The organism is Spirosoma aerolatum (assembly GCF_002056795.1).
In the GTDB taxonomy this organism is placed as follows: domain Bacteria; phylum Bacteroidota; class Bacteroidia; order Cytophagales; family Spirosomataceae; genus Spirosoma; species Spirosoma aerolatum.
In genome coordinates this window covers 6,582,418-6,593,968 of record NZ_CP020104.1, presented here as the reverse complement: position 1 = coordinate 6,593,968, position 11,551 = coordinate 6,582,418, and the positions used below count along the sequence as shown (strand labels likewise).

The window sequence follows — 11,551 nt, the reverse complement described above, 5'->3', positions numbered from 1 at the left end:
TTCTCTTTTCCTAAAATTTCACCGGAAGCCCAGTTCGGGTCGATTCGTAAATGGCCTGGAACAGAGCCACCACTTTACGACCATCTTCACCCGTCACCATTGGTGGGCGACCCGCCCGGATGGCATCCCGGAATTCGGCGATCTGAATACCAAAATAATAGACCGTGGCATCGATGGTATTGAAAAAGGCCGTGTCTTCGGCTACGAATTCAGCGAGTTTAGATTCTTCACCGGGTACGGTCCAGAGGTCGTTTACGGGTGGATCAGTAATGCTCGACATGCCCGCGATAAATAACGCTCCGCCATCCGTCTGAACACCCACTGATGCCCCATTTTCGCCATGCACGTGTACTTTTCCGAAAATGCCCGGTTTCTGGCTGTTACTGACGATGATGTTGCCCAGGCCCCCATTTTTGAATTTAACGATGGCTAGGGCTGTATCGTCCACTTCGATATAGGGGTGGTTCAGGTTACGCCATACGCCATACACTTCGTCAATATCACCCATATACCATAGCAGCAGGTCTAACTGGTGGGGCGACTGATTAACCAGCACACCACCGCCTTCGTCGGCCCAGGTGCCCCGCCAGGCATCGCTTTTGTAGTATTCTTCGCTCCGCCAGCCAAGCATCTGAATTGTTCCTAGTACTGGTTTGCCAATCTTTCCTGTATCGATCGCTTCCCGAATCCGCATAGAAGGTGCATAGAAGCGACGCTGGCTAATGGTGCCGAGGTAGCGATTGTTCTGGTTGGCGGCTTCGATCATTGCGTCACAGTCTTCCAGGGTAGAGGCCAATGGCTTTTCAACCAACACATGCGAGCCAGCATTCAGCGCGGCTACCGTAACCTCCCGGTGCGAGGGGTGTGTGGTGCAGACCAGACAGAGATCGACGTTCTCCCGGTCGACCATATCGTAAATGTCGCTGTACGCTCGAATGCCGTATTGGTTGGCAAAATCTTCGGCTTTTTGGTAGGTACGTCCGTAAACGGCTACGAGTTGGGTATCGGGGGTTTGCAAAGTCGCTTTCGCATGAAGATGCGCTACTTTACCAGGGCCAATAATGGCAATACGAAGAGGATTTGGCATAATAATAGTGAACCGTATTCCAACGAAATGCTCAAAAATAGGGTCTTCTACTCATGATGACTACCAATAGCCTATGAAACGACTCTTTATCGGATTGATGCTGGTTAATCTGGTTACGATGTCCTGCCGGAAGAATGATGCCATCGGTGTTGGCCCCTATACCACTACGATCGCCTGTGGAGCACTGAATCCTGCACAAAATCTGCCCTGGCTGCGCAGCCTTATTAGTCAATTTAAGGCTGATATCGTTCGGGCAGCTACGTACAAAGGCGAAACGTATATCGATCTGTACGCTTATCATTGGTCGTGTATGGGATGCCATATCTACCGTTGCGATGGGAGTTCAGTAGATCTGAGTCAACTGCCATCTGCTGACCGAGAGGAAATAATGAGTCGTTTATGGTCGCCAGAGCCGTATGTTCTCTATAAACGCAGTCTTTAGCTCTTCTGGAACGCGCCTTGTACATGTTTCATGACTTAAAATCAAGTTTGTAAAGCGTAACTAAAGCAGAGGTTATGAAATCATATGTACTGAATGTGATTGTATTATTTATACTGGCACTCGGTTGTCGGCGGGAAGATGACGTAGCACCCACTGATTCATTATACCAGAAATGGCGGATCGTAACGATCCAATACTCGACAGGCAAACCAGAAGAAGTGCCTACCACTTCCTGGGCACTTGTTGAGTTCAGGGCAAACGGAACAATTCTCTACGGCGAAGACGGGAAATATGATCCGTGTTGTTCACCCGCCCGATTTAAACGTAAAGGAACAACTTTAGATTTACTGAATGTAGCGTCCATACCCATGCCCGAGCGAACGCCAAATGGAATATGTGCTCAGGCCAGTTGTGTTCAGTACGGCCCTTCGTGGCAGATTGTTACGCTCAATCCGAATGAGTTAGGTATTCAGCAGGATAGAGCTTTGGTAACGTATGTTCCTTATCCATAAATAGTTCGTTCAGCTATCCTATGAAAGGTCAACTTGTAACCCTCCTGTTGATTGCCAGTGTTGCTTGTGATCGTGATCAGGCTGTCGGTCCGTTGGATGCTTTGTATCGACGCTGGCATCTCATTCGTTCTCGCCCGGTACAGGATACAAACTGGACAGTGCGCGATACTAACTATGATCTGGAATATCGCGCTGATAACACGATCGTGTATAGGCAAAAAGAAAAGCTACTCCAGGGGAATTGCTGTGCCCCGACAGGATTCAACCGCGAAGGAACCGAAATTAATTATACCGGCTGGGTATTATGCTATAATGCTCTTTGTGGTACCCTAAAAAAAGCCACGATTACGCTGCTAAGTGAGCAGTCGCTTGAATTATCGGATGGCTACGTCGTCAGTCAATATGAAGCGGTTGATTAATCGGTTTTGTACTGCGGGTGGAAACCCGCCCTCTTTGGTTGAAAATCGCGGGTTTCCACCCGCGGTACAACTGGATGATGCTATGGAATGAGTATGGTTTTCTATATTGCATCAATCAGGAAATCCAGTATTCAGGTCAACCATACCTGGGTTGACGGTCAAACGCAACGCTATGAAATTATTCGTCGGCAAGCTTGTTAATCCTTTTCTGCTTACACTATTTGCAGTAATTACGGCTGTGGGTCAATCCAGCCAGGAGCCAACCATACGAACGCAACGCAATTCCATGTTTATGTACATGGATAAGGAACGAGGTAATTTCAATGGAATTAATGATCTCCCTAAAGAGTTTTCGTATGATTTTGGAACTGAAACCGAAAGCACGCCCTTGACCCTCGTTTCGGAGCAGGATTCAGTTGTGTTGCTGCTGCGTCATGGAGTTCAAACCAATTTCCAGATCATTCGACAGGCAAAAGGTGATACGATTCAGTGTCATTTTTCCAGTCACCCGTTTGTAAAAGCGGCTGTTTTTACGGACGCCTATAAAAAGGCCAATCAGGGCAAAACGATTATTGATGTCCCCGAAGTCTATGAACTGATCAATGTAGTGTTTGCCCTGACCGAATACGGCAAAACTGAGGCTATCTATAAGGGGACAGATTACTATTCGGCCGTGATGACACAGTTTACGCCCTACAAAACCAACCGGGCGGTGCAGGTGATCGACTCCCTGTTACGGGCTTCGGGCGATTATTACCATAATCTGAAAATGGACAGCTACGCCTTTCAGTTTCAGGGCGATAAGATTGTGAACGGTGGGATCTATGATCGGGTCAGCTGGGGTGAGCAAAATACGTTGTCGCCCTATATTCCATTACTGGCGCAATTTGCCAAAGAATCGAAATTCAGGGTATTCTACCAAAAAAATCAGCCCTATTACAACAGCCTGATTGCCGATTTTCGCCAGAACGTCGATGTGGCTTACATGAAAACCTGGCTGGAAAAACAATTTCCAACAACACATTATTCGGCCGTTAAAGTGCTGTTCTCTCCGCTGGTCGGCTGGAATCAATCGGCTAACAATTTCAGCGACAACGGCTTTACCGAAGCGCAGGCCCATGTCGATTTTCCCTTTGTAAGTGCTACCCAGAAAAGTCAGCCACCAGCCATTACGAAAGGACAACGAATGAAAATCATATTTACCGAGCTGAATCACAGCTACCTAAATCCAGAGGCCGAAAAATACACGCCCCAAATCGGAGCCGCTTTTAAAGATCTATCGAAATGGATTACGAAAGACAAGCCATCGGCGGGTTACAACAATACACTTTCATGCTTTGAAGAGTATATGAATTATGCCCTCGTATCGCTTTTATATGCTGATCTGTTCGATGCTAAAAGTTTCGATACGCTCAATGCGGGTGTCGAAAAAGGAATGGTTGTAAACCGGGGCTTCCAGCGTTTTAAAGAATTTAATGAGGAATTGCTGCGGCTCTATCGAACAAGAAAACCGGGTCAAACCGTTGCCGATCTGTACCCGGCTATTATTTCCTGGGCAGCCGCTCAGCCGTAGTTACGGTTTCAATACCACCTTAATCAGTCCCTTTTCTTTCGCGTATAACCGCTTGAACCAGTCGGCTCCTTCTTCGAGTGGTACTTCGGCACTCAGGATGGCTTCGACATTTATTTTACCCGACGAGATCAGTGCCAAAGCCGCTTCGTATTCTCCATTGATGGCGCAAGAACCTTGCAACCGTAACTGACGTGTCACAACAGCTTGCAGCGGAATTTCCACCGTTGGCGCCAGATTCCCGACAAGGGTTACGGTAGCTCCTTTTCGAACGCACTCAATAGCGGTTTTAACCGTCGGGCCAGCGCCAACAACCTCAAACGAGACATCGGCTCCGCGCCCATGCGTAAGTGCCTGCACCTGTTGGGCTACCTCACCACTCCGTGCATTGATGGCGTGTGTGGCACCCAAGGTTTGCGCTAAGGCCAGTCGGTCATCGTCTAGGTCGATGGCTATGATGGTCGTACAGCCAGCCAGTTTCAACGCCTGAATAATAAATAGCCCAATCATCCCTGCGCCAACCACTACGGCGGAGTCATTAACCTGGATCGGTGTCAGGCTGAGTGCGTGGAGGGCTACGGCTACCGGCTCGACCAGTGCCGCCTGCGTAAACGTAACATTGTCGGGAACGGCGTACAGAATATGCTGAGGAACCGAGACGTACTCCGCAAAAGCTCCCTGTCGTTTGAAATCCGGTGTCGATACACCCACAACTTCCCGGCCATCGCTGAGGTTATAATGCCCCCGGCGGCTGTACCAGTCGTCGAGTGCATACACAGTCGAATCGAAGGTCACCCGGTCTCCTACCGACCAGTCGCGTACATCGGCACCCACCTCGGCAATGATGCCACTGGCTTCGTGTCCCATTACAATGGGCGGAATGCGTCGACCACTGCTGCCATCCATGCCGTGAACATCAGAACCGCAAATACCTACAGCCTGTACGCGAACCAGAACGTCATTAGGCCGAATACCTGGCTTCGGCAGATCCTGCAAATCGAATTGATTGTATTGGGTAAGAACGAGTGCTTTCATGGGTAGAACGGGTGGGAACCCGCTTAAATGATTACTAAAAAGCGGTTTTCCACCCGCTCTACTTATAGTTTTTGATAGATCCTGATAAACGCATCAACAGGCACTTGATCGTAGTTGCCTTGCTGAAGATTTGGGTTGATCTCATAGGTCACTACTTCATCCATTGAATCGGGCAGTTCGCCAAATAACTTACTGGCAGTATTGGCCGTATATTTCTTTTTGGTTCGAACGAGCCGATGATCGGGGTCTTTGCCCCAGGCGATATTGTCGCCTAGAACCAGTTGGATTTTGGCCCAGTCGTTGAAAAAATATTCCTGCAACAACGGGATGATCCGGTCGCGAAATGTCTGGCAAAGATCGGCAAAGGTTTCAATAGTAATTAGATACGCATGGCCAAGCTGATGATCGCGGTCGAGTAAATAGTCGATACGCTCATTTATGGTCCGAAGCAACTGCGCTAAATCGACACCATCGACCGTCGGCAGAAGGGATGGGTCGGGCTGCATTTCCCGAAACGAAAACCGCCGACGGAGCGCAATGTCGAGCAGTGCAATGGATCGGTCGGTGGTGTTCATGGTTCCGATCACAAACAGGTTGATGGGCACACCAAAGCGTTCCTGGGAGTAGGGGAGGGTTAGCCAGAGTTCATGGTCAGCCCCCAGCCGTTTGTCCGATTCGAGCAGCGTGATCAGATCACCAAATACACTGGCAACATTGGCCCGGTTGACCTCGTCGATGAGCAGGTAATGTGCCGGTGCCCGTTTTAGTTTTTTGCTTCGGTTTTCAGCTGAATCATTCAGGCAGTCGGCCAGGGTTCCATAACCTGCCTGCTGAATAGCCGTCAGACAAGCCCGGTGAAAAATACCCCGTCGAATTTTGTAACTGATCTGCCCATTGACAACCTCCGGCCGGATTCCCTCCACAAACTCTTCGTAGCTATACGACGGATGAAAGGTAATCAGACTTGCATTTTTATCGGTCAGGTAGGGTTGTAGAGCAAACGTTTTACCTGTACCCGGCGGGCCAAACAAGATGAGGTTGTGCGGCTGATTGGGTAGTGATGGCTCCGGCTCATACGTCGCTTCCGGCTCTTCGAGCAACTGTCCATTGGTCAGCCGCTCCCCCAAACTAGGGTCATCAGCCAGCCGAATCATGTCGCTCAGGAACGCTTCGTCTTCGGCTGCTTGGTACACATCGGCATTATGCCGGGCCAGGTGAGGGCCTCGTTTGGTACTTTCGACCAGTTCCAGCAGACAGTCTTCCCAGCAGGTACGCAACGTAGGGTTATACAGCAGATGAGCCGTTGATTGCCCAATGATCACCGCCAGGTAATCGGACTTTTCGGTCAAAGGCTCAAAGCCTAGTTCTTCCAGATTCTTAAGCCGGTCCTGACACGATTTCTTGATTGTCAGGTGATACTCAACCTCTCCTCGACGGGGTTTCTGAATTCGTAAAGCCTGAAAAAAGTTGATGTTAGCCGTGATAGACGCTTTATCGGGTTTTACGACAAACGCCAGCCGGGCATCGCCATTGGGCAGGTTGACCATATCGATCAGGTCCTTGAGCAAACCGAAAAACCGACGGATGGCTTCGGCATGGCCAATGTCGCGAATACGATCAATAAGGGCTTGCTGCTGGGAGTCGGCGGTCACAGAAAAGGTGATAAGTATGGCCTACGAAGATACGATTTTTTAGCCGATTTTATAAATAAAGGCTATGTCGTTAAGCCAGATAACTCCCGATACTGACTACATCGGCAAATACGCCAGAAGCGGTAACTTCGGCACCTGCACCAGGCCCTTTCACGACCAATGGCCGATCTTTGTACCGTTCGGTGGTGAACGAAACGATGTTGTCGGCACCCGTTAGTTGATAAAATGGGTGCTCCTGACCCACCGGGCGCAGGCTGATGCTTGCCTTGTTGTTTTCGAAGCTGGCGACAAAACGGAGCTTTTCACCGTTGGCTTCGGCTTCGGAAAGCAGGTTTTCGAAATAGGCGTTGTTTCGTTCCAGCTCGTTAAAAAAGGCGGGAACCGTTGGCGCCAACTGGCAGGCTTCAGGCAGTAGGGGGGTAATCGTGATGTCTTCCGGTTCGAGTGGGAAACCGGCTTCACGAGCCAGGATCAGGATTTTTCGGGCTACATCCAGGCCACTCAGATCGTCGCGAGGATCGGGTTCGGTATACCCTTTTTCCTTCGCTTCGCGCACCACATCGGCAAAAGAGGTTCCAGGGCGGAAGGTGTTGAAAATGAACGATAATGTTCCCGATAGAATCGCTTCGATTTTCAGGAAACGATCCCCTGCCGTCATCAATCCCTGCACGGTGTTGATGATGGGCAATCCTGCCCCCACGTTGGTTTCGTACAGGAATTTAACCCCCCGGTTCAGGGCTGTACGCTGCAAACGCCGATATTCACTATATGGGCCTGAGTTGGCTACTTTGTTTGGGGTTACAACGGAGATGTTGCTATCCAGCAGCGATTCGTAAAACTGCACAATGTCTTTATCCGAGGTACAGTCGATGAAAACAGAGTTGGGCAGGTTGTAATCTTTAATTCGGTCCACAAAGGCGGGCAACGAGGTGGTTACACCTTCGGTCAGGAGCCGTGCGTGCCAGTCTTCCAGCGAAATGCCTTTAGGGTCGAGCAGCATTTTTCGGCTATTCGACATCCCTACCACGCACACTTTCAGCAGCTTTTCGGTCCGCAGAAATTCCGACTGGTCATGGATTTGTTTTAGCAATGTTTTGCCAATCAGGCCCGTACCGACCAGATACAGATTCAGTACGCGGGCTTCGGATTGGAAGAAGATATTATGTAGGGAGTTGAGTGCCTTCGACAGGTTGTTCTTGTTGATGACTACCGAGATGTTGATCTCCGAGGAGCCCTGCGCAACAGCCACAATGTTTACCCCATTTTTACCCAGTACTGAAAACAGTTTTCCGGCAATACCGGAGCTTTTTTTCATGCCTTCGCCTACCGTGGCAATCACCGACAAATCGCGCTCGATAGCGATGCTGTCGATGTGTCCGTGTTCGATTTCGGTGGCAAATTCGGCTTCCAGAATGGCCTTTACGTTGTCGGCTCCGCGTGGGTCGATGGCAAAACAGATGGAGTGCTCCGACGAAGCCTGCGAAATCAGAATGACACTGATCCGGTGAGCAGCCAGTACACCAAATAACTTGGCCGATACACCCGCTACACCGATCATGCCCGAACCTTGTACGTTGACCAGAGCAATGTCATCAATGCTCGAAATACCCGTAATGGTGTACTGCCGCCGTTCGGCTGTCCGGCTCACAATGGTGCCATTATGGGTAGCATTGAACGTATTGAGTACTCGGATGGGTATGTTTCGGGCGAAGGCTGGTTGCAGACTTGGCGGGTAAATAACTTTCGCGCCGAAGTGGCTGAGTTCCATGGCTTCGGCATACGTAATAGTTGGAATGTTGAACGCATTAGGGACTTTGCGGGGATCAGCCGTCATCATTCCATCCACATCCGTCCAGATGTCGATCACTTCCGCATTCAGCGCAGCCCCGATAATGGAGGCCGTATAATCCGAACCGCCCCGGCCGAGTGTGGTCGTTTCGTTTTTCTCTGTAGAGCCGATAAAGCCCGTAATTAACTGTAAATCCGTTGTTTTGGCAAAGTACTCCTGAATCAACTGATTGGTAAGCGTATAGTTGACTTCGGCATGACCAAACTGCGCGTCGGTTTTGATCAGCTTGCGGGCATCACAATATTGTGCTGCTATCCCGCTACTTTTTACACATTCAGTAATAACCGTTGTGGATAAGCGCTCGCCAAAGCTGGTTATCAGGTCATGGGTGCGGGCTGATAGCTCCCGAATGAGCGAAACGCCACGCAGTAGGTCTTCCAGTTCGTTGATGATTCCCCGAATGTGGGCAAACACCTTACTCTGTTCCTTGATAGGAATGAGGGCTTTTACCACGTTGAAGTGTCGGTCTTCTATCCGCCGAACCAGTTCCATATAGTCTGTTTCGCCGGTAGTGGCCATGCGTCCGATTTCGATAAGCTGGTTGGTAACGCCCCCCATTGCCGAAAAAACTACAGCAATCTGGTCGCCGTTTTGGCGGTGGTTATCAATGATTTGGAGAACCAGTTTTATACTCTCTACGGAACCGACGGAGGTGCCACCGAATTTAAGAACCTGCATAAGCGAATGTAAAATGAATAATGTAGAATGAATAATGGTACGGCTGCTCTAGTGCACATTTGTCATTGTGCATTGTCCATTATTCATTTTCAGGAGGCTATTGATGAGGTAATTTTTAAGGACGCAAAGATAATGCCTATCCTAAACATTATAGAATTCTTCGAAAGAAAGCCGTTCTGCCTTGTGGTTGTTATGTATACAATCACTGCTTTCGCAGGCGTATCACCTGCCCTCCACCAGCCGCTAATGTCAGCGACACGACTTCCAGCCGACCGACCGTCTGGGTTTGTTGGATGAGGTGGTTCGGATGTTGGGCTACATCTGGCGCATCTGCGTATAGTTCGGCTGTGTAATTGCCGTCGGACAGGAAATCCAGTTTGACGGATAGCTCGCGGGCGGTTGAGTTGGTAATGCTGCCAATAAACCAGTCGGTCCCTTTGCGACGGGCTACCGTAATGTATTGGCCTACTTCGGCATTCAAAACGCGGGTTTCGTCCCAGGTAGTAGGCACTTGTTGGATGAATGCAAAACCTGGTTGCCCTTTGTAGGCGTCTGGGTAATCGCATACCATATTGAGGTAGCTTTCGAGCACAACGTACATCGCCAACTGGTGGCAGCGGGTGCCGTGCATAAGCGGTCGGGTGTACTGGATTTTGTACTGTTTATCGGGGACAGCCCGAAAGCCACCAAGGTGCATATCCGTCGGGCCAGCCAGCAATCGGGTAAATGGGAAAACAATGTCATGGTCGGGCGTGTCGAGCCCACTCCATTTGTTGGTTTCGTAGTTGAGGGTAGCTTCGCGGGTGAGTTCGTTAGGGTAGGTGCGGTGTATACCCGTCGGTTTATAGGCCCCGTGAAACTGGATGTGCAATTTGTGCCGGGCTGCTGAGCGCAGAATCTCATTCTGAATGTTGACCATCTCCTGGTCGTCGCGGTCCATGAAATCGACCATCAGACCGCTTATCCCCCATTTTTCGTACTGGGTAAAGACTTCTTCCAGTTTTGGATAAAGGGCTGACCAATATACCCATACTCTGATACCAACACCTTTGCTTTTGGCATAATCGCATACCTGTTGCATATCCAGCCCTGGTACGGCTTTGGCGGCATTAACGTTCAGGCCCGGTACGAAACCTGCCCCATCATTGACGTACCATTCGTGTAATCCATATTCGACCACGGAGTGATAATTGATGTGATTAGCGGCACAGAAATCAATGTAATACTTCTGGGTTTCGAAGTTGTTGCCGGGGGCAAAGGTGGTGTCGGGGGTTACGTTTCCGTTCCACCAGGGGAAAGTCGTTTTGCCAGGTTTTAACCAGGAAATGTCGTCGATCTTATTGGGTTCATTGAGACTGGTCAGCATGTTTGATTCGATCAGTGCACCGATGCGGTCGCTGATGAGCATAACCCGCCAGGGCGTTTGATGGGGTAATGTGGCTTTTACCTTTACCGCTGTCTGGTTCGGTAAGGGCGAAAGCTGACTGGTCAATACATTATTCCTTTTCACCAGGTACATGCCTGCATAGTTGACCAGTGCCGCTTCGGTGATAGCCAGATAGGTCTTATTGGGGAACTCAAACAGCGCGGGCATGTCCATCAGGGTATCGTTTGCGATCTTCGCTAATGGAATGGTCGTATAAACTCCCTCGTGCGAGGTGGTAAAGTTGGGCAGAAACAGAGCCCGGACGGTTGGATTCTGTGGTAGCTGAAACGTGGTATGCTCATCGGTGAGTACATACGATTCCCAGTTAGCCTGCTTCGGAAATTCATATCGGAAGGCTACCCCATCGTCGAATACGCGAACCCATAAAATAATCTGTCGACCCGATTTTCCTGCTTTATCCCGTTCAAGCAAGGGTATGGCCGCTTCCCGATAAACCGTATGCACTTTTCTGGCCTTACCCACGACGAGTTCATAAGTATCGTCGATGGTTTCAATAGTCGGCTTTTGCTGAACCAGATTGGGGCCAAACAGGTCATCGTTCTGAAACGTAAGTGTCAGCGTGGAGTTTTCGACCAGAACCTTTTTATTGAATAGAATTCGGTAAGTAGGCGCTGCCTGACTTAGGTTAAAAATAAAATCGATACGACCATTGGGCGACGACACCCGTACCTCACTTTGGGCAACGCGTGTCTGTAATAGCAGAACGATCAGCAGAAAATATAAACTGGGCGATTGCATAAAGGGTGACTTAGCAACGGGAAAATAAGCAAAAGAGACTTAAGAAAAGAATTTTGTCTCAGCCGGTAATCGGAAAATATAACATGGCTGGATAATGCGATTGGGTCTGTTTGACGAGGGAG

General features: G+C 49.5%; 9 protein-coding genes. 4 read left to right on the top strand and 5 right to left on the bottom strand.

The features are described 5' to 3' along the window. Nucleotides 1-10: 10 nt before the first annotated feature. The gene (locus tag B5M13_RS27465; RefSeq protein WP_080058716.1) at nucleotides 11-1,087 is read right to left on the bottom strand and encodes a Gfo/Idh/MocA family protein; all 1,077 of its coding nucleotides are present in this window, start codon (nucleotides 1,085-1,087) and stop codon (nucleotides 11-13) included. 73 nt (nucleotides 1,088-1,160) lie between these two features. Between B5M13_RS27465 and B5M13_RS27460 the strand changes: the two genes are divergently transcribed. The 4 genes from B5M13_RS27460 to B5M13_RS27445 all read left to right on the top strand — a co-directional run bounded on the left by B5M13_RS27460 (nucleotide 1,161) and on the right by B5M13_RS27445 (nucleotide 4,033). Continuing rightward, nucleotides 1,161-1,529, top strand: a complete 369-nt coding sequence (locus B5M13_RS27460) for a hypothetical protein (RefSeq protein WP_080058715.1) — start codon at nucleotides 1,161-1,163, stop codon at nucleotides 1,527-1,529. A gap of 74 nt (nucleotides 1,530-1,603) precedes the next feature. Beyond that, nucleotides 1,604-2,041, top strand: a complete 438-nt coding sequence (locus B5M13_RS27455; protein ID WP_080058714.1) for a hypothetical protein — start codon at nucleotides 1,604-1,606, stop codon at nucleotides 2,039-2,041. Between the two features lie 20 nt (nucleotides 2,042-2,061). Further along, nucleotides 2,062-2,460: a hypothetical protein gene (locus tag B5M13_RS27450; protein WP_080058713.1), complete on the top strand. Its 399-nt coding sequence runs from the start codon at nucleotides 2,062-2,064 to the stop codon at nucleotides 2,458-2,460. 172 nt (nucleotides 2,461-2,632) lie between these two features. Beyond that, nucleotides 2,633-4,033, top strand: coding sequence for a DUF4932 domain-containing protein (locus B5M13_RS27445; RefSeq protein WP_245859516.1), 1,401 nt, complete (start codon nucleotides 2,633-2,635; stop codon nucleotides 4,031-4,033). Here the strand turns inward: B5M13_RS27445 and B5M13_RS27440 are convergent, their stop codons facing one another. The 4 genes from B5M13_RS27440 to B5M13_RS27425 form a co-directional block, all read right to left on the bottom strand. After that, nucleotides 4,034-5,065, bottom strand: a complete 1,032-nt coding sequence (locus B5M13_RS27440) for a galactitol-1-phosphate 5-dehydrogenase (protein ID WP_080058712.1) — start codon at nucleotides 5,063-5,065, stop codon at nucleotides 4,034-4,036. Between the two features lie 62 nt (nucleotides 5,066-5,127). Beyond that, nucleotides 5,128-6,717, bottom strand: a complete 1,590-nt coding sequence (locus B5M13_RS27435; protein ID WP_080058711.1) for an McrB family protein — start codon at nucleotides 6,715-6,717, stop codon at nucleotides 5,128-5,130. A gap of 70 nt (nucleotides 6,718-6,787) precedes the next feature. Next, the gene (gene thrA / locus B5M13_RS27430) at nucleotides 6,788-9,244 is read right to left on the bottom strand and encodes a bifunctional aspartate kinase/homoserine dehydrogenase I (protein ID WP_080058710.1); all 2,457 of its coding nucleotides are present in this window, start codon (nucleotides 9,242-9,244) and stop codon (nucleotides 6,788-6,790) included. A 202-nt stretch (nucleotides 9,245-9,446) separates the two neighbouring features. Continuing rightward, nucleotides 9,447-11,429 (bottom strand): glycoside hydrolase family 97 protein, encoded by a 1,983-nt coding sequence (locus B5M13_RS27425; protein ID WP_080058709.1) that lies wholly within the window; start codon nucleotides 11,427-11,429, stop codon nucleotides 9,447-9,449. Nucleotides 11,430-11,551: the final 122 nt, after the last annotated feature.

Excerpts from the sequence above, each read along its gene's own strand:
- B5M13_RS27465 (WP_080058716.1), bottom strand. The coding sequence starts at position 1,087 with ATGCCAAATCCTCTTCGTATTGCCATTATTGGCCCTGGTAAAGTAGCG.
- B5M13_RS27460 (WP_080058715.1), top strand. The coding sequence starts at position 1,161 with ATGAAACGACTCTTTATCGGATTGATGCTGGTTAATCTGGTTACGATG.
- B5M13_RS27455 (WP_080058714.1), top strand. The coding sequence starts at position 1,604 with ATGAAATCATATGTACTGAATGTGATTGTATTATTTATACTGGCACTC.
- B5M13_RS27450 (WP_080058713.1), top strand. The coding sequence starts at position 2,062 with ATGAAAGGTCAACTTGTAACCCTCCTGTTGATTGCCAGTGTTGCTTGT.
- B5M13_RS27445 (WP_245859516.1), top strand. The coding sequence starts at position 2,633 with ATGAAATTATTCGTCGGCAAGCTTGTTAATCCTTTTCTGCTTACACTA.
- B5M13_RS27440 (WP_080058712.1), bottom strand. The coding sequence starts at position 5,065 with ATGAAAGCACTCGTTCTTACCCAATACAATCAATTCGATTTGCAGGAT.
- thrA (WP_080058710.1), bottom strand. The coding sequence starts at position 9,244 with ATGCAGGTTCTTAAATTCGGTGGCACCTCCGTCGGTTCCGTAGAGAGT.
- B5M13_RS27425 (WP_080058709.1), bottom strand. The coding sequence starts at position 11,429 with ATGCAATCGCCCAGTTTATATTTTCTGCTGATCGTTCTGCTATTACAG.